General features: G+C 75.2%; 26 protein-coding genes and 1 pseudogene. 2 read left to right on the top strand and 25 right to left on the bottom strand.

The window, feature by feature from the left end:
- Positions 1 to 241: 241 nt before the first annotated feature.
- From Acit_RS10825 to Acit_RS10935, 23 genes and pseudogenes are all read right to left on the bottom strand, one after another.
- Positions 242 to 1,774 carry a YifB family Mg chelatase-like AAA ATPase gene (locus Acit_RS10825; protein ID WP_312710508.1) on the bottom strand — a complete coding sequence of 511 codons (1,533 nt, stop codon included), beginning with the start codon at positions 1,772 to 1,774 and terminating at the stop codon, positions 242 to 244.
- 480 nt (positions 1,775 to 2,254) lie between these two features.
- On the bottom strand, positions 2,255 to 3,040 hold the full coding sequence (locus Acit_RS10830; RefSeq protein WP_248108971.1) for an enoyl-CoA hydratase/isomerase family protein: 786 nt from the start codon (positions 3,038 to 3,040) through the stop codon (positions 2,255 to 2,257).
- A 66-nt stretch (positions 3,041 to 3,106) separates the two neighbouring features.
- Positions 3,107 to 3,547, bottom strand: a complete 441-nt coding sequence (locus Acit_RS10835; RefSeq protein ID WP_248108972.1) for a YraN family protein — start codon at positions 3,545 to 3,547, stop codon at positions 3,107 to 3,109.
- Positions 3,548 to 3,606: 59 nt separating this feature from the next.
- Complete coding sequence (locus Acit_RS10840; RefSeq protein WP_248108974.1) at positions 3,607 to 3,897, bottom strand: DUF2469 family protein; 291 nt, start codon at positions 3,895 to 3,897, stop codon at positions 3,607 to 3,609.
- Positions 3,898 to 3,970: 73 nt separating this feature from the next.
- Positions 3,971 to 4,327: a 50S ribosomal protein L19 gene (rplS, locus tag Acit_RS10845; RefSeq protein ID WP_248108976.1), complete on the bottom strand. Its 357-nt coding sequence runs from the start codon at positions 4,325 to 4,327 to the stop codon at positions 3,971 to 3,973.
- Between the two features lie 80 nt (positions 4,328 to 4,407).
- Entirely contained in the window at positions 4,408 to 5,280 is an 873-nt protein-coding gene (gene trmD, locus Acit_RS10850; protein WP_248108978.1) for a tRNA (guanosine(37)-N1)-methyltransferase TrmD, read from the bottom strand.
- A gap of 21 nt (positions 5,281 to 5,301) precedes the next feature.
- A complete protein-coding gene (locus Acit_RS10855) occupies positions 5,302 to 5,850 on the bottom strand; it encodes a ribosome maturation factor RimM (RefSeq protein ID WP_282436809.1) in 549 nt (182 codons plus the stop codon).
- A complete protein-coding gene (locus Acit_RS10860; RefSeq protein WP_248108980.1) occupies positions 5,847 to 6,182 on the bottom strand; it encodes a KH domain-containing protein in 336 nt (111 codons plus the stop codon). Before Acit_RS10860 ends, Acit_RS10855 begins: the two co-directional genes overlap by 4 nt.
- Complete coding sequence (gene rpsP / locus Acit_RS10865) at positions 6,179 to 6,460, bottom strand: 30S ribosomal protein S16 (protein ID WP_248108981.1); 282 nt, start codon at positions 6,458 to 6,460, stop codon at positions 6,179 to 6,181. Before rpsP ends, Acit_RS10860 begins: the two co-directional genes overlap by 4 nt.
- Positions 6,461 to 6,558: 98 nt before the next feature.
- Positions 6,559 to 8,180, bottom strand: a pseudogene (ffh, locus tag Acit_RS10870) (signal recognition particle protein).
- A gap of 45 nt (positions 8,181 to 8,225) precedes the next feature.
- The gene (ftsY, locus tag Acit_RS10875) at positions 8,226 to 9,572 is read right to left on the bottom strand and encodes a signal recognition particle-docking protein FtsY (RefSeq protein WP_248108984.1); all 1,347 of its coding nucleotides are present in this window, start codon (positions 9,570 to 9,572) and stop codon (positions 8,226 to 8,228) included.
- Between the two features lie 4 nt (positions 9,573 to 9,576).
- The gene (gene smc / locus Acit_RS10880) at positions 9,577 to 13,140 is read right to left on the bottom strand and encodes a chromosome segregation protein SMC (RefSeq protein ID WP_248108986.1); all 3,564 of its coding nucleotides are present in this window, start codon (positions 13,138 to 13,140) and stop codon (positions 9,577 to 9,579) included.
- A 52-nt stretch (positions 13,141 to 13,192) separates the two neighbouring features.
- Positions 13,193 to 13,969, bottom strand: a complete 777-nt coding sequence (locus Acit_RS13695) for a DNA-formamidopyrimidine glycosylase family protein (protein ID WP_248108988.1) — start codon at positions 13,967 to 13,969, stop codon at positions 13,193 to 13,195.
- Position 13,970: 1 nt separating this feature from the next.
- On the bottom strand, positions 13,971 to 14,714 hold the full coding sequence (rnc, locus tag Acit_RS10890; RefSeq protein WP_248108991.1) for a ribonuclease III: 744 nt from the start codon (positions 14,712 to 14,714) through the stop codon (positions 13,971 to 13,973).
- Positions 14,715 to 14,733: 19 nt separating this feature from the next.
- Positions 14,734 to 15,030: an acyl carrier protein gene (locus tag Acit_RS10895; RefSeq protein WP_248108993.1), complete on the bottom strand. Its 297-nt coding sequence runs from the start codon at positions 15,028 to 15,030 to the stop codon at positions 14,734 to 14,736.
- Between the two features lie 70 nt (positions 15,031 to 15,100).
- Complete coding sequence (gene plsX, locus Acit_RS10900; protein ID WP_248108995.1) at positions 15,101 to 16,153, bottom strand: phosphate acyltransferase PlsX; 1,053 nt, start codon at positions 16,151 to 16,153, stop codon at positions 15,101 to 15,103.
- A gap of 31 nt (positions 16,154 to 16,184) precedes the next feature.
- Entirely contained in the window at positions 16,185 to 16,364 is a 180-nt protein-coding gene (gene rpmF / locus Acit_RS10905) for a 50S ribosomal protein L32 (RefSeq protein ID WP_248108997.1), read from the bottom strand.
- A 62-nt stretch (positions 16,365 to 16,426) separates the two neighbouring features.
- On the bottom strand, positions 16,427 to 17,044 hold the full coding sequence (locus tag Acit_RS10910) for a YceD family protein (RefSeq protein ID WP_248108999.1): 618 nt from the start codon (positions 17,042 to 17,044) through the stop codon (positions 16,427 to 16,429).
- Positions 17,016 to 17,831: a hypothetical protein gene (locus tag Acit_RS10915; RefSeq protein WP_248109001.1), complete on the bottom strand. Its 816-nt coding sequence runs from the start codon at positions 17,829 to 17,831 to the stop codon at positions 17,016 to 17,018. Before Acit_RS10915 ends, Acit_RS10910 begins: the two co-directional genes overlap by 29 nt.
- A gap of 146 nt (positions 17,832 to 17,977) precedes the next feature.
- On the bottom strand, positions 17,978 to 18,457 hold the full coding sequence (coaD, locus tag Acit_RS10920; protein WP_248109003.1) for a pantetheine-phosphate adenylyltransferase: 480 nt from the start codon (positions 18,455 to 18,457) through the stop codon (positions 17,978 to 17,980).
- Positions 18,454 to 19,104: an RsmD family RNA methyltransferase gene (locus Acit_RS10925; RefSeq protein WP_248109004.1), complete on the bottom strand. Its 651-nt coding sequence runs from the start codon at positions 19,102 to 19,104 to the stop codon at positions 18,454 to 18,456. Before Acit_RS10925 ends, coaD begins: the two co-directional genes overlap by 4 nt.
- A gap of 24 nt (positions 19,105 to 19,128) precedes the next feature.
- Positions 19,129 to 21,252, bottom strand: a complete 2,124-nt coding sequence (recG, locus tag Acit_RS10930) for an ATP-dependent DNA helicase RecG (protein WP_248109006.1) — start codon at positions 21,250 to 21,252, stop codon at positions 19,129 to 19,131.
- A 41-nt stretch (positions 21,253 to 21,293) separates the two neighbouring features.
- Complete coding sequence (locus tag Acit_RS10935; protein ID WP_248109008.1) at positions 21,294 to 22,991, bottom strand: fatty acid kinase ATP-binding subunit FakA; 1,698 nt, start codon at positions 22,989 to 22,991, stop codon at positions 21,294 to 21,296.
- Between the two features lie 56 nt (positions 22,992 to 23,047).
- Here Acit_RS10935 and rpmB point away from each other — a divergent pair, with 56 nt between their 5' ends.
- Complete coding sequence (gene rpmB, locus Acit_RS10940; RefSeq protein WP_248109010.1) at positions 23,048 to 23,281, top strand: 50S ribosomal protein L28; 234 nt, start codon at positions 23,048 to 23,050, stop codon at positions 23,279 to 23,281.
- Here the strand turns inward: rpmB and Acit_RS10945 are convergent.
- Positions 23,278 to 24,087: an alpha/beta hydrolase gene (locus Acit_RS10945; RefSeq protein WP_248109012.1), complete on the bottom strand. Its 810-nt coding sequence runs from the start codon at positions 24,085 to 24,087 to the stop codon at positions 23,278 to 23,280. The two genes, rpmB and Acit_RS10945, sit on opposite strands and share 4 nt — an antisense overlap.
- Before the next feature lie 442 nt (positions 24,088 to 24,529).
- On the opposite strand from Acit_RS10945, the gene Acit_RS10950 reads away from it, so the two are divergent.
- Positions 24,530 to 25,309, top strand: coding sequence for a class I SAM-dependent methyltransferase (locus Acit_RS10950; RefSeq protein ID WP_248109014.1), 780 nt, complete (start codon positions 24,530 to 24,532; stop codon positions 25,307 to 25,309).
- Here the strand turns inward: Acit_RS10950 and thiL are convergent.
- Positions 25,306 to 26,283 carry a thiamine-phosphate kinase gene (thiL, locus tag Acit_RS10955; protein WP_248109016.1) on the bottom strand — a complete coding sequence of 326 codons (978 nt, stop codon included), beginning with the start codon at positions 26,281 to 26,283 and terminating at the stop codon, positions 25,306 to 25,308. The two genes, Acit_RS10950 and thiL, sit on opposite strands and share 4 nt — an antisense overlap.
- Positions 26,284 to 26,323 lie beyond the last annotated feature (40 nt).

Here is a 26,323-nt window from a genome sequence, read left to right on the forward strand (position 1 = left end):
ACCGCCCCCAGCCCACCTAGGTCCAGGCGCCGGGCGGCCTCCCGCCACCGCCCCTCGGGGTCCAGGGGATGCTGGCCCCCCCGCAGCGCCTCCCACGCCTCCACCGGCCCCCACCCCGCCAGCAGCCGACCCACCAGCACCGGGTTCAGCACAACCCGAGCCAGCGCCGCCACGGCCAACTCGGCCTCCCGGTCCCGCCTGCTCGGCCCGGCTGGCGCTGCCCATGCCGGACCTCCTGACCTCACCACCGCCCACCTGGCGCCAGCAGGCCGAGACCGGCTCGGAGCGCCAGGGCCTCGGCCACCGCCGTCTCCCCCACCTCGTCCTCCGCCCCCAGGTCGGCCACGGTCCGAGCGACCGCCGCCACCTTGCCCGCTCCCCGAGCGCTCAGCCGGCCGGCCCGCAGCTGCCGTTCGAGCAGCGCCCGGGCCGACGCCGACCACCCCGCCAGCCCGTCCCGGCCTGCAGGTCCCGCCCGCCGGCTCGCCGCGCGAGCCCGAGCGGCCGCGACCCGGGCCGCCACCGTCGCCGTGCACTCGCCCTCGGCCCGGGACAGCAGCTCGTCGACAGGCACTTTCGGCACCCCGACCACCAGGTCGAACCGGTCGAGCAGGGGCCCCGAGACCCGCTGGAGGTAACGGGCCCGCTCGGCTGGTCGGCACCGGCACCACCCACCGGGCAGCCCCTCCCCGCACGGACACGGGTTCATCGCCCCCACCAACAGCACCGAGGCGGGCAGCACCGCCCGCACCCCCGCCCGGGCCACCCGCACCACCCCCTCGTCCAGGGGTTCCCGCAGACTCTGCAGGGTGGCCGGCGCCACCTGGCCGAGCTCGTCCAAGAACAGCACCCCTCGGTGCGCGAGGCTCACCTCCCCCGGCCCGAGGTCCGCACCGCCCCCCACCAGCCCGACCGCCGTGATCCCGTGGTGGGGAGCCCGAACCGGCGGCCGCCGGGGCAGTCCCTCCTCCCCCCAGCGCAGGCCGGCTGCCGACCACACCCGAGCAACCTCCAGGGCCGCCTCCCGGTCCAGGTCCGGCAGCAGGCCCGGCAGTCGCTGAGCCAGCATCGTCTTCCCCGACCCCGGTGGCCCGACGAGCAGCAGGTGATGCCGCCCCGCGGCGGCGACCTCCAGGGCCCGCCGACCGAGCTGCTGGCCCCGCACCTCCGCCAGGTCCGCTTCCCCCCACGGCCCGGCACCACCCGCCGCTTCACCGCTCCTTCCCTGCGCGGCGGCCAGGCCCGTCAGTGGCGGCCAACGCCGCTCGCCCCGCAGGACCCCGATCAGGACCCCCAACGACGGCACCGGCCGGGCCCGCTGCCCGACCCCCAGGCCGGCCTCGCCGGCAGCCCCAGCCGGCACCACGACCCCCTCCCGGACACAGGAGGCCAGGCAGAGCACCATCGCCAGGAGCCCCGGCACCGGCCGCAGGGACCCATCCAGACCCAGCTCTCCCACGAACCCCAACCCCTCGGCCGCCCCCGGGGGAACGACCCCTTGCGCTCCCAGCAGCGCCACCGCGATGGCCAGGTCGAGACCTGGCCCTGCCTTCCGCAGCCCCGAGGGTGCCAGGTTCACCGTCACCCGACGCTGCGGCCAGCGCTGCCCACACGAGAGCAGCGCCGAGCGGACCCGGTCCCTCGACTCTCGGACCGCCGCGTCCGGCAACCCGACGATGGTGAACCCGGGGAAGCCGTTCGAGACGTGCACCTCGACTTCGACCGGCTGCCCGTCGACCCCCTGCCGGGTCGCCGCCCATGCTCGAGCCAGCACCCGCCACCTCGCTCGCCCGTCGCGAGGCCCCGACGGCGCCCACCCTGTGCTCCGTGGCCGCCGTGCGCCTCGCCATCCGCCAGTTGGGCCGTGCCGGACGCCTCGGTCCACGGGCACACGCCGATCAGCCCGCCCCGACCTGCCCACGGGGGGTTCCCGACGGGACGGCGAGCCTGGCGACCCGCAGGCCGCCCGGCATGCACCGACGAGGCGTGCACACCTCGCTCGGTCGCGTCCCGGGCGGCCGGAGGACGCCATGAGCAGGCTAGCGCCCCGGCGTGACGCGGTCGAGGGGATGGCAGCCCGGGATCTGGGCGGCGGGTCGCCCCTCGGACGGAGCCCGGGCTCGGGGGTGATGGGCGAGGCCCGACCCGTTTCACAACATGTCACACAAACTCCACAACGCCGCTCGGACCTGCCAGACCCCGCCCCCGCTCGCGCCCACGAGGATCCGGTGACGCGGCCGTCGCCGCCGGCCGGTCAGCGACCCTGGAAGCGAGGCGTCCGCTTCTCCAGGAAGGCCCGCAAGGCCTCGGCGGTATCGGCGGTCGAGAAGTTCACCGACTGGGCGAAGGCCTCGGCGTCGAGGGCCTCGGCCAGGCTGCTCCGGCTGCCGTGGTCGAGCAGGCGCTTCGTCATGGCGAGCGCCAGGGGCGGTCCGGCGGCCAGCTCGGCCGCCCAGTCGGCCACCACCGCGTCGAGCTGGTCGTCCTCGACCACCCGGTTCACCAAACCGAGGCGCTCGGCGTCATCGGCGGAGAGCATCCCGCCGAAGAAGGCCAGCTCTTTGGCCCGGTGCAGGCCGACCAGCCGAGGGAGCAGCCAGGAGGCCCCGGCGTCCAGGGAGAGGCCTCGCTTGGCGAAGATGGTCGTGAGGCGAGCCGATCGGGCCACCACCGTGAGGTCGCATCCGAGAGCCAGGCTGAGGCCGGCCCCGGCGGCGACCCCTCGGATCTTCGCGATCGTCGGCTGGGGAAGGTCGTGAAGGGCCTGGACGACCTCCCCGAGGAAGAGCATGCCGCGCAGGCGGTGGTCGTCGGGGTTGCCGCTCAGGCCGGCGCCGTCGGCCAGGTCGGCTCCCGAGCAGAAGTCGCCCCCGGCGCCGGTCAGGACGACCACCCGGTCCTCGGCGCGTCGGCGGACCTCGACGAGGGTCTCCCAGAGGGCCTGCCATGTGGCAGCGTTCGCTGCGTTCTTGCGCTCGGGGCGGTTCAGGGTGACGGTGACCACGCCAGCCGACCGCTCGACCAGGACGGGGTTCTGCACGCCCCGACCCTAGAGGACCCGCGAGCGGCGCTCCATCGGGCGCGCCCGAGCGGCCTGGTGGCGGCCTCAGGCGAGCCCTTCGATGATTTCGATGCGGGGGCGAGCCGAGCCCGCTGGCCAGGAGACAGCGGCCAGGTCGAAGCGGAACGCTCCCCAGGAGGACCGAGGGGTGCTCGAGGGGCCGCGACCTGGCGGGGCCTGCACGGGTGCGGGGTGAGCGGCCAGCCAGCAGCCGGCCGCTCGGCGCAGCCGGGCCCACTTGGCCGGGGTGAGGGCAGCCCGAGGGTCGCCACCGTGCGGGCTGCGGCGGGCCTTGACCTCGACGAAGACCAGGACGGGGTCGGGGTGGGACCGTCGGCAGACGAGGTCGAGCTCCCCGAGGGGACAGGACCAGCGGGTGGCCAGGACGGCCCACCCAGCTCGGCGGTAGTGGGCAGCGACGAGGTCCTCGGCCCGGCGGCCGAGTTCGGCCGGCGACGGAGCGGGAGTCGGGGACGGAGGGACCATGACCCGAGGATTCCTCGGGCACCTCGCAGCAACCTGGCTGGGGAGCGAGCCGGGGGGCGTCAGGTGTCTCGCTCGGGGAGCCGTTCGATGTTGACGTCCCGGAAGGTCAGGACCCGGACGCTCGGGACGAAGCGAGCCGGGCGGTACATGTCCCAGACCCAGGCGTCGCTGAGCTCGAGCTCGACCCAGGGGGGCGAGGTCTGCTGGACGCTGACCTTGACGTCGTTGGCGAGGTAGAAGCGGCGCTCGGTCTCGACGACGTAGCGGAACAGCGGCAGGACCGTCCGGTACTCCTGGACGAGGGCCAGCTCGATCTCGGCTTCGTAGCGCTCCAGCTCCTCTTCGCTCACCGGCCCGCCCCCCAGCCGCTGGCCAGAGAGGCTCGGGCGGTCGAGCACGGGGCCGACGCCGGCGCGAGGGCGGTCATGCGGGGCGGGGGGACCGCTTCTCCTTGATCTTCGCGGCCCGGCCGACTCGGCCTCGGAGGTAGTAGAGCTTGGCCCGGCGCACGTCGCCCTCGCTGACCAGTTCGATCTTGGCCAAGGCTGGGGAGTGGACCGGGAAGGTCCGCTCGACCCCCACGCCGAAGCTGACCTTCCGCACGGTGAAGGTTTCCCGGGCTCCGCTGCCCTGGCGGCGGATCACCGGACCCTGGAAGACCTGGATGCGCTCCCGGTTGCCTTCGACGACCCGGACGTGGACCTTGACGGTGTCGCCGGGACGGAAAGCCGGCACGTCGTCCCTGAACTGGTCCCGATCGACGATGTCCGTGGGCTGCATGACTGGCGTCCTTCCCGGCTCGGTCGATGACCCCACGGCCGCGAGGGACGTGGCCCACGCGGGGGGTCGGGCCCTCTAGGTTAGCCGAGCGGCACCCCCCCCGACCCTTCGCCCGGGTCGGACTCGCCCGAGGACCCCGCCCCGGAGGGAGGAGGGGGCTCGGCGCCGGTGAGCTTGGGCAGCTCGTCGAGAAGGGCCTGTTCCGCGGGGGTGAGGCCGCCTCGGGCGGCGAGGAGGTCGGGGCGTCGCTGCTGGGTGCGCCACAGGGCCATGGCGGCTCGCCAGCGGGCGACGCGGCCGTGGTCGCCGCTCAGGAGCACGGGGGGCACGGCCCGGCCCCGCCAGGTGGCCGGCCGGGTGTACTGGGGGTATTCGAGGAGACCCCGGCTGAAGCTCTCCTCGAGGGGCGAGGCCTCGTTGCCGAGGACGCCGGGGAGCAGTCGGGCGACCGCCTCGAGGACGACGAGGGCAGCCAGCTCGCCGCCGGCGAGGACGTAGTCGCCGATGGAGAGCTCCTGGTCGACGAGGGCCTCGACCACCCGCTGGTCGACGCCCTCGTAGCGGCCGCACAGGAGGCTGAAGCCTGGGGCGTCGGGCAGGCCCAGGTGGGCCAGCTCCTCGACCAGGCCCTGGTCGAGGCGCCGTCCGGCGGGGCTCAAGAGGATGAGGGGGCGTCGGGGCTGGACGGTCTCGACGACCCGGGCGATGGGCTCGGGGGCGAGGACCATGCCGGCGCCGCCGCCGAAGGGGGCGTCGTCGACCGAGCGGCGGGGATCGTCGGCCCCGTGGCGGAGGTCGTGGACCCGCAGGTCCAGCACGCCGGCCGCTTGGGCCCGGGCCAGGAGGGCGATGGAGGCGTAGCCCTGCACGAGCTGGGGGAAGATGGTGAGGACCTCGATGCGCCAGGGACCGGGGCTCGACGCTGGCGCCGGAGCGGGGGGGCAGCTGGCCATGGCCGGGGCGCGGCGGACGGCTCAGGACGGCGGGTCGTCGAGGAGGCCCGCGGGAGCTTCCACGACGAAGCCCTCGTCGGTCCGGCCCACGACAAACCGCAGGGGCAGGAGGCGGCCGTCGGCGAGTTCGAGGAGATCGCTGGCGGGGTTGGCCAGCACGGCCCGCACCTCCCCAACGGGGCGCCCCGTTGGATCGACGAGGCGAGCGCCACAGAGCTCGTCGACCCAGAGGGCGTCGGGATCCGCGATGGGCTGACCGAGGAGCACCGCACCGCGCAGGGCTTCGGCCGCGGTGCGGTCCGACACGGTTTCGAAGCGGACCAGCCAGCGGGAGACGGGGTCCTGGGCGCCGGGCCCAAAGGGGCGGCTGGCCAGCACCACCAGCGGTCGTTCGTGGTCCGGGAGCCGAGCGATGAGCTCGGCCCCAGGCTGGCGCCGTTCGGGACGGTTGCTCCAGAGCTCCACGACGACCTCGCCCCGAAGACCGTGGGCTCGCACCACCCGGCCGACCTCGAGGTTGCGCTGGGCCCGGCCCGGATCGGGCGGTCCTGCGGCGAGCGGTGGGCTCAGCGGTCCTCGAACTCCACGCTGGTCGCGCTGACGCCGTCCCGGGCGCCGGCGACCCGGACCACGGTGCGGATGGCCTGCGCGGTCCGGCCCCGTCGCCCGATGACCCGACCCATGTCGTCGGGTCCGACCTGGACCCGGAAACGGGCACCGGTAGCGTCGTGGTCGGCCTCGACGCGGATCTCCTCGGGGTGGTCAGCGAGCTGCTCGACCAGGTACCGCAGCGTGGCCTCGGCCCGGCTCCGTCCCGGCTGGCCCGAAGGCGATCCCGGTGCCGGCGCCTCCACGGGCTGCTGGCCGTCGACGCTGGCCGGGGAGACCGAGGGGTCGCTCACGACCGGTCGTCCGCCGACGCCGCGCCGATGCCAGCGGTGCGCAGGAGCCGACTGACCGGCTCGGTGGGCTGGGCGCCTCGCTCGAGCCACCGCCGGGCCTTGTCGACGTCGATCTGCACCACGGCAGCCTGGTCCGTCGTGGAACGGCCCCGAGGGGCGTAGAACCCGACGACCTCCAGGAACCGACCGTCTCGGGGAGCCCGGCTGTCTGCTGCCACCACCCGGTAGGTCGGCTGCTTCTTCTTGCCCATGCGCATGAGGCGCAGCTTCACGGCCACGGTCGACGTCCTATCCTCGCTCTGCCCGCTCGGCCTCCCGAACGGGACCTCTTATTCTGCCAGGCCCAGGGTCCGCAGGCCAACAGGCCCTTGCGGACTCAACGGCCTCCCTCGGCCTGGGCACTCGGCGGCGGGTTCAGCGGCCTCCCTTGGGGGTGACCCGTCCGCCTCGCCGCTTGCCCCCCTTGCCCTTCTTGCCGCCCTTGCTGCCGCCGCTCTTCGCGCCCCCGGTCCGGTTCCCGGCCGTTGTTGCGCCCAGGGGGTCCTCGGCCCGGAGGCCGTCGGCCAGGAGGTTCGAGCCGACCCCCGAGAGCAGCCCACCCAAGCCACCCCGTCCTGCGCGCGTGGGGGGACCGGGATCGGGCAGCCCGGGCAGGTCGCCTTGGGCCTGGAGGGCCCGGGCCAGCTTGCCTCGGCCGCCCAGCATGCCCGCCAGCAGGCCGGGCTGGCGCATGAGCTGCTGGGCTTCCTTGAACTGGCGGAGGAGCTGGTTGACCTCCTGGGTGCTGGTGCCGCTCCCCCGGGCGATCCGCTGCCGACGGGACCCGTCGATGATGCTCGGGTCGATCCGTTCGGCGGGGGTCATGGAACGGATGATGGCCTCGACCCTGGCCACCTCCCGGTCGTCGATGGCCGCGTTGGCCTGCTTGAGCTCCTTGGGCACCCCGGGCAGGAGCGAGAGCAGGCCGCCGAGGGATCCGAGGCGCTTGACCTGCTGGAGCTGGGTGAGGAAGTCCTCCAAGGTGAACCGGCCCTCGACCAGGGCAGTCGCGCCCTTCAGGGCCACGTCCCGGTCCATCTCCCGTTCGGCCTGCTCGATGAGGCTCAGGACGTCGCCCATGCCGAGGATGCGGCTGGCCATGCGGTCGGGGTGGAAGAGGTCGAAGTCGGCGAGTCGCTCGCCGGTGGCGGCGAAGGCGATGGGCTTGCCGACGACCTCCTTGACGCTGAGCGCCGCCCCGCCCCGGGCGTCACCGTCGAGCTTCGTCAGGATGAGCCCGTCGAGGGTCAAGGTGGCGTGGAAGGCCTCGGCGGTGCCCACGGCGTCCTGGCCGGTCATGGCGTCGACCACCAGGAAGGTGTAGTGAGGGTCGACCGCCTCAGAGATCCGGCGGACCTCGTCCATGAGCTCGGCGTCGATGGCCAGCCGACCGGCGGTGTCGACGATGACCACGTCTCGACCCAGCCGCTCCGCTTCCTGCCGGCCGGCCCGGGCGACCTGGACGGGGTCGGTGGGTTGACTGAAGAAGGGGACCTGGGCTTGCTCGGCCAGGATCCGCAGCTGCTCCACCGCGGCTGGTCGCTGCAGGTCAGCCCCGACGAGGAGGGGCTGGTGGCCCTGCTGGCGGAACCAGCGGGCAAGCTTGGCGGCCGTCGTGGTCTTGCCCGACCCCTGCAGGCCGGCCAGGAGGATCACGGTGGGCGGCGGCGAGGCGTAGGTGAGGCGCAGCGACTCCCCACCGAGGGCCCGGATGAGCTCTCGGTGGACCGCTCGGACGACCTGCTGGCCAGGGCTCAGGCTGCGGGCCAGCTCCTCCCCGACCAGCTGGCTGCGGACCCCGTCGACGAGGGACCGCACCACCCGGACGTGCACGTCGGCTTCCAGCAGAGCAGCCCGGATCTCCCGCAGGGCCTGGTCGACGTCGGCGGCGCTCAGCCGTCCCCGGCCGCGCAGGCGACCGAGGATCCCTTCGAGCCGCTCGGAGAGGGTGTCGAACATGGTCCGCCCAGGCTACCTGGGCGGACCGCCGCCAACCGACCAGCCTCAGGCCAGGTCGACGCCGGCGAAGAGGCCCTCGACGAACTGCTCGGCGTCGAAGGGCACGAGGTCGTCGGCCCCTTCGCCGATGCCGACCAGCTTCACCGGGATGCCCAGGTCCCGCTGGATGGGAACGATGACCCCGCCCTTCGCGGTGCCGTCCAGCTTCGTCAGCACCACGCCGGTCACGCCGACCGCCTCCAGGAACTGCCGGGCCTGCTGGAGGCCGTTCTGGCCGGTGGTGGCGTCGAGGACCAGCAGGACCTCCCGGACCCGACCCGGTCCTCGGTCCGCGACCCGCCGGATCTTCTTCAGCTCCTCGATGAGGTTGACCTTCGTGTGCAACCGGCCGGCCGTGTCTGCCAGGACCAGGTCGTAGCCGCGGGCCGCGGCCCGCTGCACCGCGTCGAAGACCACCGCCCCGGGGTCACCCCCGGGGGCGCCCCTGACCAGCTCCACTTCGGCCCTGGCCGCCCAGGTGGCCAGCTGGTCGGCGGCTGCGGCCCGGAAGGTGTCGCCCGCGGCCAGCAGGACCCGCCGGCCCTCCTCGACCTGCTGACGGGCCACTTTGCCGATGGTCGTGGTCTTGCCCACCCCGTTGACCCCCACGAACAGCCACACGTCGGGTTGGCCTGGGGCCGGCGCCAGCTGGAGCTCCCGGCTCCCTGCGGCGTCCAGGGTCCGGACCAGCTCCGCCTTCAAGGCACCGACGACTGCGTCCCCGTCCCGCAGCTCCCCGGCCCTGACCCGCTCCCGGAGGCCATCGAGGAGCTCGCTGGTGGTGGCCAGGCCGACGTCTGCCCCCAAGAGGGCTTCCTCCAGCAGCTCCCAGGTCTCCTCCTCCAGGCCGCCGCCTCGCAGGCCCCGCAGGGCGGCGGCGAAGCGCTCACGGGTCCGGCCCAGCCGCTCCCCGATCCGGGGCCGGACGGCCGGGGCGGGGACCTCTCCGGCGGGGGCCTCAGGAGCGGGGGCCGCACCCTCCGGTCCACGCTCGCCGGCGACGGTGTCCGCCGCACCAGGCTCCCCGGTCGGCGCTCGGAGGGCGGGGGCACCGCTGACCGGTGCTTCCTCGGCCGGCGCGCCGGCCGGCGCAGTCTCGGTGGGGACCGCCGCCGGTGAAACCGCGTCGGGCTTCGCCTGAGGGGAGCCCGGAGGCGCCTGGGGGGGCGCGTCGGCCGGCGGGCGCCCAGGCCGGGACGGGGTCGCTGGTCGGGTGGGGGCGGGGGCGGGCCCGGCCGCGGTGGGCTTGGCCCCAGGGGCGCTCCGGCGGGACCGGACCCGGCGCAGCCCGACTCCCCCAGCGGAGAGGAGGACGAGGACGAGGACGCCGAGGACGATCCAGAGGGCCAGCACGGCCTCAGGAGCCTACCGACACGCCCGTGGGGTCCGGGTCGTGGTCCAGGGGGTTCGAGGCCGGGTGGTGGCGCTCGATGCGCTGGCTGACCACCTTGGAGTAGCCGCCGGCGTGCATGGTGACCCCGTAGAGGGCGTCGGCGGCCTCCATGGTCCGCTTCTGGTGGCTGACGATGATCAGCTGGGCCTCCTGGCGGAACTGCTGGACGAGGCCCAGGAAGCGGTGGAGGTTGACGTCGTCGAGGGCGGCCTCGACCTCGTCCATGAGGTAGAAGGGCGAGGGACGGCTGCGGGCCACGGCGAAGAGGAAGGCGAGGGCCACCAAGGACCGTTCCCCGCCCGAGAGCAGCGAGAGCCGCTTGACCTGCTTGCCAGCCGGCCGGGCCTCGACCTCGACCCCAGTGCCGAGGGGGTCTTCGGGGTCGGTCAGGACGAGCCGGCCGCTGCCGCCGGGGAAGAGGGTGGCGACGAGCTGCTGGAAGTGCCGGTCGACGTCCAGGAAGGTCTCCCCGAAGAGCCGGGCCACCTCGTCGTCGACCTGCCGGATGACCGTCTGGAGCTCCCGCTTGGCCGCCTGGATGTCGGCCATCTGCTCGTCGAGCTGCCCGGCGCGCTCCTCCAGGGCGGCCAGCTCCTCGAGCGCGAGCGGGTTGACGGGTCCGAGCCGGGCGAGCTCGGCCTCGACCTGCTGCAGGCGTCCGGCCAGGTCGGCGGTCGGCTCCAGCCCGAGGGTCTCCCGGAGCTCCTCGGCGCTCGTCGGGACCTCCTCGGCCGGGGAACCCTCGAGGGCCAGCTCGGCCAGCAGCTGGTCCCGCCGCACCCCAAGCTCAGCCAGCTCGACCTCGCAACGCTGCCGACGCTCCCGGAGGGCTTCCAGGCGCTGGCCGAGCTCGCTGCGTTGGCCCTGGAGCTGCTCGAGGCGGTTGGCCAGGGCTCGTTGGGCAGCCAGCCGGGCGTCCCGGGCGGCCCGGACCTGGTCCCGCTGGGCGACCGCGTCGGCCAGCACCGGGTCGAGGCGAGCGCCGAGCTGCTCGAGGATCCGGCCCTCGGCCTCGGCCCGGGCCCGGCGGGCCAGGGCGACCTGGGCCCGCTCGGCCAGCCGGTCGCGCTGGGCCCCCAGCTCGGCCACGCGCCGCAGGGCGGCCTTGTGGCGCTCTTGGAGCCCAGCCATGGCCACTTCGCAGCGTCGGCGTTCCTCGGCGGCGTGCCGTCGGCGCCCTTCGAGCTCCTCGCGGGTCCGCTCCGCCTGGTCCAAGGCCGTGGCGGCCTCCTGGGCGGCCTGGGCCAGACCCGGCAGGGCGGCCTCGACCTGCTCGAGGGCTTCCCGCTCGCTGGCTGCCCGCTGCCGGGCTTCGTCGAGGGCGGCCCGGGCCCGGGTGCTCTCGGCCGAGAGGTCGGCCCGACGCTGCTGCAGGCGTTCCAGCTGGGCTCGGCGCTCGCTGGCGGCGCGCTCCGCCGCCCGCAACGAGCCGACCGCCTCCTGGACCGCCGCCTTGGCGGCCTGTGCGCGCTGCTCGGCCGCGTCCAGCTGGGCCGCGGCCTGCCGAGCCAGGGCACCGGCTTCGGCCGCCCGCTCCCGGGCCTCCTCGACGGCCAGGCCGGTCACGATGGCGGGACCGCCGACCCGCCACCCGCCTCGGCCGAAACGGGCACCGTCGGTCGTGACCAGCACGAGGTCCGGGCGGCTGAGGGCCACCTGGACGGCCCGGGTCCAGTCGCCCGGCACCGCCCAGACGCCGGCCAGCAGCTCGTCCACCAGGTCCGCCAGCGCGGGCTGTCGAGCCCGGACCCGGGTGCTGAGGGCCTCCGCCCCGGTGATGGGGGGAGCGGCCGCGGGGCTCGGCTCGGGGCCCGGGGTCCGGCCGGTCGAGGGGAACAGCACGCTGCCCCCTTGGGTGCTGGCCGTGAGGCGGCCCAGCACCGCCTGGGCTTCGCTCGGGCCCTGCACGACGATGGCGGCCACGGCCGGGCCGACGGCCGCCTCGAAGGCCTCCCGCCAACCGGCTTCCACCTCGACGAGGTCGCCCAGGAGACCCAGCACCCCGGGGAGCCCGAGCACCAGGTCGAGACCGGCGGCCCCCCGGGCCTGGGCCGCCGCCTTCTCCAGGGCCTCGGCCTCGGCCTCCCGGCGGTGCCGCTGGCCCTCGGCCTCCCGCAGCGCGCCCTGGGCGACCGCCAAGGCCTCCTCGGCCTCCCGCAGCGCGCCCTGGGCGGTCCGCTCGGTGGCCTGGGCCGCCTGGAGCCGCTCGTGGAGCTCGTGCACCTCGTCCTCGAGGGCCGCTTCCTCGGCGGCCAGCTGGGCGAGCCACTCGTCGGCCTCCCGGACCCGCTGCTCGGCGCCGGCCAGGGCCGCCTCTTCCCGTTCGAGGGCCCGTTGGCGGTGCTGACGGGTGGCCAGGGCTTCGGCGTGGCGGGCCTGGGTCCCCCGGAGCGCCGCCAGGTCCCCATCGACCGTGCCGGCTTGGGCGGCTGCTTCCTCGGCGGCCGCCTGGGCCGCCTGGGCGTCGGCCAGGGCCGCCTGGGCCCGGCCCAGGGCCTCGGTGAGCTCGGCCAGCTCACGCTGACCCTCGTCGAGCTGCCCGGCCAGGTCGGCCAGGGCCTGGTCCTCGCGGCGGTCGGCCAGCGCCTCGGCCACCCGGGCCTGGCGCTCCTCTAGCCGTCGCCGGCACCCCAGGGCTCGCTCCACCAGGCCGTCCAGCCAGCTGGCCCGGGCCACCAGCGCTTCGACCTCCTCGCCGGCGACCTCCCCGGTCGCGCTGCTCAGGGCTTCTTCCACCTGGGCCAGCTCGTCTCGGACATCGAGCTCCTCACGGTGGAGGACCCGGCCCTCGTCGGCCAGCTGGCGACGCCGTTCCTCGAGGTGCGCCAGTTCGGCTCGGCGCAAGAAGCTGGCCAGCAGGTCCCGTTCCCGGCTCAAGCTGGCGTGCCGCCGGGCAGCCGAGGCCTGGCGTTCGAGCGGCCGGAGCTGCCGTTTCACCTCCCGCACCACATCGGCCAGCCGGTCGAGGTTCTCCTGGGTGGCGGCGAGGCGCCGCTCGGCCCGCTCCCGGCGGCGGCGGTGCTTGAGCACCCCGGCTGCTTCCTCCAGGATGGCTCGGCGTTCCTCGGGCCGAGCTTGGAGGACGTGGTCCAGCTGCCCCTGGCTGACGATGACGTGCTGCTGGCGCCCCACGCCGGCGTCCGAGAGCAGCTCCTGGATGTCCAGGAGGCGACACGGCCGGCCGTTCAAGGCGTACTCGCTCTCCCCAGAGCGGAACAGGGTGCGCTCGATGGTGATCTCGGCCATCCCCCCCGGGACCTTGCCGTCGCCATTGTCCAGGGTCAGGGAGACCTCGGCTCGCCCGAGCGGCGGTCGGCCGGCCGAACCGGCAAAGATCACGTCCTCCATTCGCTGGGACCGGAAGGTCCGGGGGCTCTGGGCGCCGAGCACCCAGGCCACGGCATCCACGACGTTGGACTTGCCGCTGCCGTTCGGGCCCACCACCACCGTCACCCCCGGCTCGAAGCGCATGGTGACCGGCTCGGCGAAGGACTTGAAGCCTTTGATGGTCAGGGCCTTCAGGTGCACCGCCGGCCACCATAGCTGGGGGCGCACGGCCCGCTCGGGACCGCGAGCGCGCTCAGTTCTGGCAGTGCTCGCAGAAGTAGGTGGAGCGGCCCTGGACCTTCACCCGGACGATGGGCCGGCGACACCGCCGACAGGCCTGGCCGGCCCGGTCGTAGACCTGGTGCTGGCCCTGGTAGTCCCCCACCTCGCCGAACAGGTCCCGGTACTGCTCGTCGGCCAGCGAGCTGCCCCGGTGGCGGACGGCCTCGCTCAGGGTTTCGACCATGGCCCGGTAGAGCCGCCGGATCTCTTGGGCCGAGAGGGAGGTCGTGAGCCGGTCGTAGCGCAGGCCAGCAGCGAAGAGGATCTCGTCGGCGCGACGCTGGCGCAGGCGGCGGCCGAACTCCTCCCAGCTGAGGACGTCCTCCAGGGGGTCGAACCCGAGGTGGGCCAGCTCGGGCACCTCCTCGCCGACCTGAGCGGCGCTGGTCACGAAGAGCTCCCCGAAGGTGCGGGGGTCCACGAACCGCAACTGCCGGGCCCGCTCGAAGCCGCAGACCACGTGGGTGTGGGGGGCCACGGGGTCCTTGGCCGAGGCCAGCAGCAGCTGGCCGCTCATCCCCAGGTGGCAGACCAGGACGGCCCCGTCGTCGAGGTCCACCAGCAGGTACTTGCCCGCTCGGCGCACCTTGGCCACGGTCCGCCCTCGGAGTCGGGCCACGAAGTCCTCGGGGCTCGGGTGCCGGCGAACGGACCGGGCGCCGCGGACCTCGACGGTCCTCACCTTCGCCCCCACCACCTCCTTCTCGAGGTCCCGACGGATCGTCTCGACCTCCGGGAGCTCGGGCACCTCAGCTCCCCCCGACCTCCAGCCCCCCGAGCCGCTCCAGGGCCGCTCGGGCCGCCGCTTGTTCGGCGTCCTTCTTGGACCGTCCCACGCCCTCCCCGACCTCCTCCCCCCCGACCCGCACCCGAGCCTGGTAGCGACGGTCGTGGTCGGGCCCCTCGCCCTCGACCTCGTAGTGGGGGGGCTCACCGACCGTGCGGACCGCCAGCTCCTGGAGGCGCGTCTTGTAGTCCTCGGCGCCCGGGCCGGCCGCCGCCACCTCGATCCGTTCCCGAAGCCAGCCCAGAACCAGCGTCTTCGCCGCGTCGAAACCCTGGTCGAGGTAGACAGCACCGATGACCGCTTCCACGGTGTCGGCCAGGATGGACGGCTTGCGCCGACCCCCAGAGGCGTCCTCCCCCCGCCCGAGCCGCAGGTGCTCGCCGAGGCCGAGCTCCCGGCCGACCCGGGCCAGGACCGCCGTGTTCACCACCGCGGCGCGGATCTTCGCCAGGCCCCCCTCGGGCAAGTCAGGGAACCGCTGGTAGCAGTACTCGGCAACGGCCAGGCCCAAGACGGCGTCGCCCAGGAACTCCAGCCGTTCGTTCGACGCCGCCTCACCGACCTCCGCGCACCAGGACCGGTGCGAGAGCGCCTGGCCCAGGAGCCCCAGGTCGGCCGAGGTCAGGCCCAGGCGTTGGGCGAGCACCATCTCGTCGGGCGCCCCGCCCGGGCCGGCCCCTGGCCGCCCATCGGCCGCTCCGGGCACCACGGCGCCCGTCCGCTGGTCAGGCGGCCTGGAGCTTGGCCAGGACGTAGTCCACGGCGTCGCGCACCGTCCGCAGTTCCTCGAGGTCCTCGTCCTCGATCCGGAAGCCCACGGCCCGTTCGCCCAGCTCCTCCTCCAGGGCCTCGACCAGTTCGATGAGGGCCAGGGAGTCCGCCCCGAGGTCCTCGCTGAAGGCCGAGGACTCCGAGATGCTCGACGGGTCGATCTCCAAGATGTCGGCGAGCTGGTCCCTGATCAGCTCGAAGACCCCTTCCCGGTCCAACGGCCCCTGGCTCACGTGGGTCTCAGCCGGCACGGCACGCTCCTGTTCCTCGCGGACCACTCGGGCGGACAGCCGCGGCCCGCCTCCGAGCTGGCCCTGGATCCTAGCGCCCCGCCAACGGAGCGGGGCCCTCCCGGAGGGCGTCGGCCAGCTCCTCAGCTCCCTGGTCTCCGGCCACCAACTGGCCGATCCGCTGCACCAGCTGCCGGTCGGCAGCGTCGGCAGCGACCCGGATAGCCGAGAGGATGGCCTGGTCGGAGGAGGAACCGTGGCTGATGACGCAGACGCCCCGGACCCCGAGCAACACGGCGCCCCCGGTGTTGTCGGGGTCGAGCTCGGCCACCAGGGGGGCCAGGCGGGGCAGCAGGACGCCGGCTGCCGCCTTGGCCTCCTCGTCCGCCCCGAACGCCTCGAGGACCGCCCCGGACAAGAACCGCAGGGCGCCCTCCAAGGCTTTCAGCACGACGTTGCCGGTGAAGCCGTCGGTGACCACCACGTCGGCCGCCGACTGGCCGCCCAGCAGGTCCCGACCCTCCACGTTGCCCAGGAACCGGAGGTCCGAGCGACCCGCCAGCAGACCGTGGGCCTCCTTCACCAGGGGGCTGCCCTTGCTGGGCTCCTCCCCGATAGACAGCAGCCCGACCGCGGGGTCCTCGAGGCCGTAGCGAACCGCGGCCAGGGCCGCGCCCATCTGGGCGAACTGCAGCAACATGACCGGGCTGCACTCGGCGTTGGCCCCGGCGTCGAGCAGCAGCCGGGGCGCCTGACCCGGACGGGGGATGGGCGTGCAGATGGCCGGCCGGGCCACGCCCCGGATCCGACCCATGCGCAGCAGGGCTGCGGCCATGGTCGCCCCGGTGTTCCCGGCGCTCACCATGGCGGCGGCCCGCCCGTCCCGGACCGCCTCGGCCGCCCGGACCAGCGAGGAGTCCTTCTTCGTCCGGATCGCCCGGCCGGGATCCTCGTCCATGGCCACCACCTCGCTGCAGGGCCACAGCTCGAGGCCAGCGGTGTCCCCGACCAGCTCGGGCGGACCGACCAGGACGACCGGGATGCCCAGCTCGTCGACCGCCCGTCGGGCGCCGGCCACGACGGCCGCGGGCGCGTGGTCGCCTCCGAGGGCGTCCACCACCACCGGCAGCCTGCCCTCCGCCATGGTCCTCCTTCTCTTGCCGCGGGCCCGCTGCTCAGTCGACCTCGACGGCCTGCCGCCCCTTGTACCAGCCGCAGTTGGGGCAGACCACGTGGGGCAGCTTCGCCTGTCGGCACTGCGGGCAGACGCTGCGGGCCGGCGGCCGCAACACCCAGTTGCTCGCCCGCCGGCTCCGGCTCTTCGCCTTCGACGTCTTCTTCTTCGGGACGGCCATGACAGCTCACCTCGCTCGGGGACCGAGCAACGATAGCCGGCCCGTCCCTGCCCTGGGGACGATCAGATCGGACCCTCGGGGCGGGGGCGCTCCCGCAGGACGTCCAGGGCCGCCCAGCGCAGGTCCCGCGCCGGCTGGCACCGGCAGGACTCCCGGTTCCGGTTGGCCCCGCACTCGGGGCACAGACCCCGACAGGTCGGCTTGCAGAGGGGTGCGGGGGGGAGCTCGAGGACGACGGCGTCCCGCGCCAGCAGGCTGAGGTCGACGACCTCGTCCTCGAGGGGGTAGATCTCGTCGCCGTCGCCCCCGGGCGCGTAGAGCTCCCGGACCGCAACGTCCAGCCGGCCGGTCACCGGGCTCAGGCAACGTCGGCAGGCCCCGACCCAGGGGGCCCGGACGGTGCCCACCACGGTCACGCCGCCCGCCACGGCCTCGAGGACCACGTCGACCGCCACGGCCGCACCCCTCGGCACCTCGCTGCCGGTCACGGCCAGCTCGGCCAGGACCCCCTCGCAGTGGCGTTCCCAGCGCAGACCCAGCTGGCGGCGGAGGGCGGCCACCGGCACCACGAAGGCCTGCCGGTCCTCGACCGGCGGATCCGCCGCCCTCCGGCCAGCCTCGGTCGCTGGGGGCAGGCCCGACCGCCTGGTCTCAGCCCCGGTCCTGGTCGTAGAGCCCATGGTCGTCGCCCTCCTCCCTCGACCCGCCCGTGCCCCCACCGCCGGCTCCGCCCGCGCCCGGCCCCTGGCGCTGCCCGGCCAGCCGCTTGCGCCCGGCCCGGACGCTGCCCAGGGTCCGCTCCAGGGCCACTTCCAGCTTGGCCAGCCGCTCGTCGCAGTAGTCCTCCGCCGCCAGCTGCAACCGCCGGGCCTCCTGGCGGGCTGCCTCCAGGATGCGTTGGGCCTGCTGCTCGGCCTGGCGGACCACCTCGCTGCGCTGGACCATCTGCTCGGCCCGGGCCCGCACCTCCTCGAGGATCCGCTCGCCTTCCCGTCGCTGCTGCGCCAAGAACGCTTCCCGCTCCCGCAGCAGGTAGCGGGCCTCTCGAAGCTCGCCCGGCAGGGCCCGCCGGGCCTGCTCCAGCAGGTCCAGCAGCTCCTCCCGGGACACCAGCACCGAGGCCGACAGCGGAGCCCGGCGGGCACCGGCCACCATCTCGATCGCCAGGCCCAGCAGGTCCTCGGTCTCGCTCGTCCCCCCCACCCCGGGCGCCGACGCCAGCGGGTCCAGGGCCGAACGAGGATCCCCGGGAGCGCTCCGGGTCGGCACCTCGCCGGGCCGGTCGACCGGGTCGTCGCTCCAGCCCTCCCGCGGCGGGTCCTCACTCCAGGCCAGGGGCTCGTCCCACCCGGCGGGGACCGGATCGCCGCCCGCGTCGCCCGAGGCCGACTTCGCCACCTCGTCGGCCGGCAGCTCCCCCGTGGCCTCCCAGGGCTCGGGCCCCTCCGGCCCCGCCCCCCTTCGCACCTGGCCCCTGGGCGCCTGTGCACCCGGCCAGGTGCCCGAGGCCTCGAACTCGTCGGGACCCGGCCGACGCCGGAGAGGTCCACGCGACCGCCGGCCAGCCGGCGGAGCACCGAGGATCGACGACCAGCCAGCCCCTGCCCGGTCCCTCACCGCGGGAACCGCTGGTCGAGCCGCTCGAGCACCGCCTTGGGCACGAAGGCCGACACGTCGCCGCCCAGACGGGCCACCTCCCGGAGGAGGCGCGATGCGATGAAGGACGAATCCGAGCTGGTCGGGATGAACACCGTCTCAACCCCGGCCAGCTGTCGGTTCATCTGGGCCATCTGCAACTCGTTCTCGAAGTCGGAGACCGCCCGGAGGCCCTTCACGATGACCGAGGCCCCCACCTCCTGGGCCACGTTCACCACCAAGGTGGCCACCGAGACGATCCGGACGTTCTCCAGGTGGGCCAGGGCCTCCTTGAGCATCTCTTCTCGCTCGGCCAGGCTGAACAGCGGCTCGGCCTTCTGGGGGTTCCGGAGGGCTGCCACCACGACCTGGTCGAAGAGCTTGCCAGCCCGCTCGACCACTTCCAGATGACCGTTGTGGAAGGGGTCGAAGGAGCCCGGGAAGAGGGCCACCTTCATCGGTCGGCAGCCCCTGGCTCGCCGGCCGCCACCGGCCCCTCGGCGTCGTCGAGCTCGGCCACGTGCACGAGCGTACCGCCGTAGCGGCGGGCCACGCGGACCGTCCAGGGCCCTGCGGGGAGGGGCCGGTCGGACTCGGCCACGACCAGGCCCCCGGGGCCCAGGTGCCGGGCCAGGCCCCGCAGGAGGCCCGGCCAGTCGGCGAAGGCGTAGGGAGGATCGCAGAGCACCAGGCGCGCGCCCTGGGCGGGGGCCCTGGCCAGCCAGCGTTCCACGCTGCTCCCCACCACGAGGGCCGTGGGGGCCCGCTCCAGGGAACCGGGCCGGGGCCCCGAAGGGAAGCGCTGCACGACCACCTCCTCGGGGTCGAGGACCCGCCGAAGGTTCTGCACCAGGACCCCGAGCACCCGAGGGTCCTGCTCCACGAAGACCGCCCGGGCAGCCCCCCGGGAGAGAGCCTCGATCCCAAGGGCCCCGGTCCCGGCGTAGAGGTCCAGGGCCACCGCCCCGACCAGCCCCCCGGGGCCGAGCTGGCTGCCCAGGAGGTCGAAGATGGCCTCACGGACCCGGTCCTGGGTCGGCCGGGTCCCCCGGTGCGGGGGACCCAGGAGGGTCCGACCCCGGAACCGTCCGGCGACGATTCGCATCCCCACGCCCCTGCGCCCCGAGTCCTAGCCCGTGCCCAGGTAGGCCCCGGTCCCCCCGAGCAGGCAGTCGACCTCGTCCCGCAGGAGCGGCTGGGCCGTCAGATCCGGGTCCTCGCCGACCAGGTCCTCGGCCACGGCCCGGGCCTGGGCCACCAGGCCACGGTGCTTGCGCCGGAGGCTCGCCAGCTTGAGGTCCGAGCGACCCCGCTGCCGGGTGCCGAGCACCGTGCCCTCACCACGAAGCTCCAGGTCGATCTCGGCCAGTGCGAAGCCGTCGGTCGTGGCCTCCAGGGCCTCCAGCCGGGTCCGGGTCTCGCCGGTCAGCTCCGAGGCCAGCAGGTAGCACCACGAGGGCCGAGCCGACCGGCCCACCCGGCCGCGGAGCTGGTGGAGCTGCGCGATGCCGAACTGCCCGGCGTCCTCCACCACCATGACCGTGGCCTCGGGCACGTCCACACCGACCTCCACGACGGTGGTGGCCACCAGCACCGGGGTCCGACCTTCGGCGAAGGCCGCCAGCGCGGCCTCCTTCTCGTCGGCCGGCAGCTGTCCGTGGAGCAGCCCGAGGGGGATGCCGGCCAGCTCCGCGCTGGCCAGCCGCTCCCGCTCGGCGGCTGCCGCCTTGGCCTCCTTGGCCCCGCCGTCGGCGACCAGCGGACAGACCACGTAGGCCCGATGGCCCTTCGCCACCTCCTGCCGGACCCGCTCCCAGGCCTCGGCCTGCTCGCTGGGGGTCCGCAGCCAGCGGGTCTCGACCGGCTGGCGGCCGGGGGGCAGCTCGTCGAGCTCGGTGACCTCGAGGTCCCCGAGGACCGTCATGGCCGCGGTCCGGGGGATCGGGGTGGCCGTCATGACCAGCAGGTCCGGCACCGCCCGACCGGCCGCCTCCTGCCGGGCCCGCAGCTCGGCCCGCTGCGCCACCCCGAAGCGGTGCTGCTCGTCGACCACCACCAGCCCCAGCCGGGGCAACTCGACCGCTGGGGTCAGCACGGCGTGGGTCCCCACCACCACGTCCAGCTGCCCAGCCTCCAGCCGCTCCAGGAGCTGCCGTCGCTGGCCGGCGGGCAGGCGACCCGTCAGCAGGCCCACGGCCAGGGGCCGCCGACCCCCGAGGGCCCCAGGATCCTCGACCTCGAGCTCGCCGAGCAGCCGCAGCAGGCTCCGGTGGTGCTGCTCGGCCAGCACTTCCGTCGGGGCCAGCAGCACCCCCTGGTAGCCACCCTCGGCGCAGCAGGCCAGGGCGGCGGCAGCCACCAGCGTCTTGCCCGAGCCCACGTCGCCCTGGAGCAGCCGGTGCATCGGCCGAGGACGGGCCATGTCCGCCAGGACCTGGTCGATGGCCCGCTCCTGGGCCCCCGTCAGCGCGAAGGGCAGCCGGGCCAGCAGCTCCCGCACCAGGGCCGAACCCCCGGGTGCCGCGGCCGCCCGGTGGACGACGCCCCGGGTCCCGGCCTCGAGGACCAACCGGCGCCGCAGCACGTCCACCTGGAGCCGCAGCAGCTCGTCGAAGGCCAGCCGTCGCCGGGCCAGCGCTGCGTCCCGCAACCGCTCGGGCCGGTGGATGCCGGAGAACGCCTGGGTCCGATCCACCAGACCCAGGCGGCTGCGCCAGGCTTCGGGGACCGGATCGGCGAACCGGCCGGCTCGGTCCAGGGCCTCCTCGACCAGCTGGGCGATCTCCCAGCTGGCCACCCCAGCCCGCTCCGAGGCCGGGTACTGGGGAGCGATGCGGCCGCTGCGCCGCCCCTCCAGGTCCACCTGAGGGTTCGTCAGCTGGCGTCTGCCCCGGAACACCTGCAGCGGCCCGTAGAAGAGCGCCTCGGTGCCCTCCGGCAACTGCCGCAGCCGGAAGCGCTGGTTGAAGAACGTGACCGTGAGGGCCCCGCTTGAGTCGGCCACCACCAGCTCCACCCGCTGCCGTCCCCGGCTCGGCACCAGCCGGGCCCGCCGGACCACCGCACGGACCCATGCCGCCTCGCCGGGGACCAGTTCGGCCACCTGGGCCAGCCGCCGCTGGTCCCGATACCGAAGCGGGTAGGTGGTGAGGAGGTCCAAGACGCTCGTCACGCCCATCTCGGCCAGCCGCCGCTGGCGCACCGGGCCACAGCCCTGCAGCACCCCGACCTCCAGCCGGGCCAGCTGGCTCAACCGTCGCCCAGGGGGTCCCTCGACCACGCCCGCCAATGGGTCTACTCGACCCCGAAGAGGTAGGGGTAGACCGGCTGGCCACCGTGGTGGACCTCGACGGCGACCCCCGGGAAGGCCTCGGCCAGCCACTCCGACAGCCGCCGGCTCTCGGCGGCGCTCGCGCCCTCGCCCTCGATGATGGTCACCAGCTCGTGGCCTTCCTCGACCAGCTTGCCCAGAAGGCCGCTGGCCGCCTCGAAGAGACTGGTCCCGACCACCGCCACTCCGTCCCGGCTCAAGCCCAGCCAGTCCCCCGCTCGGATCGGCCCTCCGGGCCCCTCGGCCGAGGCTCGGACCGCCTGGACCACCGCCCCTGGCACCACCCGCCGGGCCGAGGCGGCCATCAGCCGGGCGTTCTCCTCGGCGCCGGCCTCGGGGTCGTACTCCAAGAGGGCAGCGAACCCCTCGACGATGGAGCTGGTCGGCACCACCTTCACCGGCCGGTCGGCCAGGGCTGCGACCTGGAGGGCCACCGGGTGGACGTTCTCGTTGTTCGGCAGCAGCACCACCTCGGCCGAGCCGCTGCCCTGGACGGCCGCCAGCAGCTCCTGGGTCGAGGGGTTCATGGCCTGCCCGCCGGTCACGAAGTGCCGGACCCCGAGCGACCGGAAGATCCGCCGAATGCCCTCGCCAGCGCAGACTGCCACCACGGCGGTCCTCGGCGGGGTCCCGCTCGGCTCGGCCGACGGCTGTCCAGCGGCCTGCTCCTGCACCCAGCGCAGCTCCTCCACCTGCTCGCGCAGGTCCGTGACCCGGATGTCCCGGGGGCGGCCCACGTCCAGGGCCGCTTCGATGGCCGGCCCGACGTCGTCGGTGTGGATGTGGCAGTTCCAAAGCCCCTCGCCGCCGACCACCACGATGGAGTCACCCAGCCCGGCCCACACCTCCCGGAACCCCTCGATGGCCTCGTCCGGGGCCTCCAGGAGGTACATGACCTCGTAGCGCAGCTCGCTGTGGCCCTCGGCGCCCTCGTCGCCCCCCGGACGGGTCCCCGCCGCTGCCAGGTCGGCACCGATCGCCAAGGGGGCCGCCTCCGGCCCGTCGCCCTGCCGGGCAGGGGGCGGGGGCACCGGGGTCCCGTCCGCCACGCAACGCCAGGCGTCCAGCAGGAGCAGGAACCCCGCTCCCCCGGCGTCGACCACCCCGGCGGCCCGCAGCACGGGCAGCTGTTCGGGGGTCCTCGCCAGGGCTTCGGCCGCCGCTTCCCGGGCCCCGGCCAGCACCGCTGCCAGGCCCGGGCCTGCCTGCCCAGCTGCCCGCCGAGCCCCCTCGGCGGCCGCCCTCGCCACCGAGAGGACCGTTCCCTCGACCGGTCGCAGGACCGCCTCGTCGGCGAGCCGGCTGGCCGTGGCCAGGGCCTCGGCCAGCTGTTCGCCCCCCAGCCGCTCCGCCTCGGCCGCCACCTGGGCGATGCCCCGGACCAGCTGCGAGAGGATCACCCCGGAGTTGCCCCGGGCGCCCATCAGGGATCCCCGGGCCGCCGCCGTGCACACCTCGCCCATGGCCGGCTCCGGCCCTAGGGCGTCGAGCTCCTCGACCACCGACCGCAGGGTCAGGGCCATGTTCGTGCCGGTGTCACCGTCGGGCACCGGGTAGACGTTCAAGGCGTTCAGCCGGTCCCGGTGCTCGGCCAGGGCCCTGGCGGCTGCACGGAAGGCCTCGGCCAGGTCCCGGGCCTCCCAGCTCGTCGGGGCTGCCACGCCGACCGATGCTAACCTGGTCGCCCGACCTCGACCTTCACCGTGAGGAGTCCGCCGTGGCCGCCGTCTGCGAGATCTGTGGCAAGCACCCGTCCTTCGGCATGCGTCTCAGCCACTCCCACCGCAGGACCAAGCGCCGCTGGGACCCCAACGTCCAGCGGGTCCGGGCCCTCGTGAACGGCACCCCGCGGCGGCTCGCCGTCTGCACGTCCTGCCTCCGGGCCGGCAAGGTCGTGAAGCCCCCGCGCCGCCGCTGGTCCGCCGAGGGGCACGCCCACGACGAGGCCTAGCCCACCGGCTCGGCTGCAGTGCCGAGCCCACCGCCCAGGCTGAGGCGCGCATCGGCTCCCTGGCCGAGGGCCTCCAGGGCGGCCAACGCACCCGCGTCGCCCTCGAGGGCCCAGCGAAGGAAGTCGGTCGTGGCGGCCGCGACCAGCTGCTCCTCAGGTCCCTGCCCCTCGTAAGGCTGGAAGTGCCCAGCCCCCTCGAGCCACAGCAGCGCCTTCGGTCCGCTCTGATCGGCGTCGTAGAGCGCCAGGGCGTCGCTCGGCGGGTTCACCGGGTCGGCGCTGCCCTGGACCACGAGCAGCGGCGGGCTCGTCGGCGGGAACCAGCTCCCGCCGTAGGAGGCCAACTCGGCGCCGGCGAGCACCACCGCCGCCCGGAACAACGGGTCCCGGCTCGCGCTGTTGAAGGCCGCCGCTGCCGCCGCGTCGGCGCCGTCGGAGTGGCCGGCCACCGCGACCACGCCGGGCACCAGCCGCCCCCGCAGGGCTCCGTCCCCCGGCTGGCCGTTCTCGCTGGCCGCCTCCAGGCTGGCCGCCACGCTGGCCAGCTCGGCCGGCTGCCAGAGGACCGTCCACTCCTCTCCCGGGCTGGCCTGGCAGCTCGTGGCAGGGAAGGTCAACGCGGCCACCACGAAGCCCACCTCGGCCCAGCTCCGCAACAACCCGGTGTACTGGTCCACGCACTGGAGGTACCCCGGGGCGAAGACCACCAAGGGCGCGGGCCCGACGCCCGGGCCTCGCCGCATCCAGATCGTCGTCGGCACCACCAGGGCCGGCCGGTCCCCCGCCGCCGGCACCGTCAGCGCCATGGTCAGCTCCTCGAGCGCCGGCCCCCCCCTCGACGCCGTCCGCCCCGGCCGGCTGCCGGACGTCGCCCTGCTGCTGTCGGGCGTCGAGCTGGGGGGCGCCGCACTGGACGATGCCGTCGACCGAGGCCCCCCGGCACCGACCCTGGCCCCGCCGAGTCCGCAGGCCCCGAGGAGCAGGCCGCCGAGGGCGACGAGCAGCGCGACGAGGCCCGCGGCGCGCCGAGGGCGCAGCCTCCTGGCGCTTCTCGGCGTCGACCTCCCCGTGCCTGCCCACGCGGGCATGGGGCCGATCCTGGCACGCCGCTCGCGTCCCCCCGGCGCCACCGCGCCCCGGATCGGGCCCGTCATCGAGCCGTCAGCTCCCCGTCAAGGGCCCTTCAGGCCGACCCGTCAGGCTGCCCCTTGGGTCCGCTGGGCGGGCCCGGCCGAGGGAGGGACCACCATGCGCAGCGAGACCAGCCACACGACCGAGCCGGATTCCTTGGCGCCGAGCCCCTGGCAGCCTGGCCCGCTCCCCGGCCCCGAACCGGCCGTGGCCCGCCGCCAGCGCCGGCGCTGGGACCGGCGGGCGGCCCACTGGCAGGGCCACGTGGCGGCCAACCCCGGGCTCAGTCGGTCCCTGGCCAGCCTCCTCAAGGAGATCGGACCCGGGCCCCTGGGCCGGGTCGTCGACCTCGGGGCGGGTTCCGGTCAGCTCAGCCTGGCCCTGGCCCCCCGAGCCGACCAGGTCCTGGCCGTGGACGTCAGTCCCCAGATGGCCGAGGAGCTCCGCCGCCGGGCGGCAGACGCCGGGATCGAGACGATCGAGGTCCTCGTCCAGCCCATCGAGTCCCTCGCCCTGCCCCCGGCCTCGGTGGACCTGGTCGTCAGCCACTATGCCCTTCACCACCTCCGGGACGCCGACAAGCAGCTCGTCGTGGCCGCCGCTCGCCGCTGGCTGCGGCCCGGAGGCCGGCTGGTCGTCGGCGACCTCATGCTGGGTCGCGGCGCCAGCCCCGAGGACCGGGCCGTCATCGCCGCCAAGGTCCGCCAGCTCCTGCGCCGGGGACCCGCCGGCGTCTGGCGGGTCGCGAAGAACGCCGCCCGCTTCACCTTCCGCCTCCAGGAGCGACCCGTGCCACCGGAGACCTGGGCCGAGTTCCTCCGCCGCGCCGGCTTCGAAGCGGTGGGAACCCGCCGGGTGGTCCAGGAGGCCGGCCTGGTCTGGGGGACACGCTCCTAGGCGCTCCCAGCCGGGCCCTGCGCCCGTCCGTGCTCGTACCCAGCCCGGGGCAACGGCTCGCCCCGCCAGGTCCGGTGGTCGGGGTCGGCCACCACTCGGCCCACCACCAGCGGTTCCGGCAGGCCGGCCCGGGCGAAGCCAGCCCGCAGGCGCGCCAGGTCAGCAGTGGCCATGACCAGCTCGTAGTCCTCCCCACCCCCCAGGGCCTCCTCGAACCTGGCCCCTGGCACCACCGGCACGTCCCAGAGGACCACGCCCACCCCCGAAGCGTCCGCCAGGCGGTGCAGGTCCAAGGCCAGGCCGTCGGAGACGTCCACCATGGCCCTCACCCCGGCTCGGCCCGCGGCCAGGCCCTCGGCCAGGCGAGCCCGGGGCCGCCGATGCGCCCGGACCAGGTCCGCCCACGCGGCCCCCGGCGGCTCCTCGCCCGGCGCGCACCCTCCCCGGTTCGGGTCGAGCCGGCCATCGCGGGTGCCGGCCTCCCGCAGCACCCGCAACCCGGCGGCCGCGGCCCCCACAGGACCGGTCAGCGCCAGCCAGTCGCCCGGGCGGGCGCCGTCCCGACCCACCGGGCCGAACGCCGTCGCCGTCCGACCGACGACGCTCACGCACAGCGTCACCACCGGAGCCTCGGACAGGTCGCCCCCGACCACCGGCACCCCGTGGGCCTCGGCGCAGGCCACGGCGCCCTCCAGGACCGCCTCCGGTGCACCGTCCCGGGGCACCGTCAGGCCGAGCAGCACGCCCACCGGTTCGGCCGCCATGGCCGCCAGGTCCGACAGGGCCCCGGCCACCGCCCGCCACCCCAGGTCCGCCTCGCTGAGCACCCCCAGGTCGGCGTGGACCCCCGCCACCGCGGTGTCGCAGCTCACCACGCAGCGACCCGGGGCCACCTCGAGCACCGCCGCGTCGTCCCCGGCCCAGCGCTCGCCCGCCGGTGCTCTCGGCAAGCGGGCCAACAGCCGTCCGAGCACGCCCGTCTCGCCACCCGACCATCCCCCCTGGCGCCCACCC

This window comes from Aciditerrimonas ferrireducens (assembly GCF_023130475.1).
Lineage (GTDB): Bacteria > Actinomycetota > Acidimicrobiia > Acidimicrobiales > UBA8190 > Aciditerrimonas > Aciditerrimonas ferrireducens.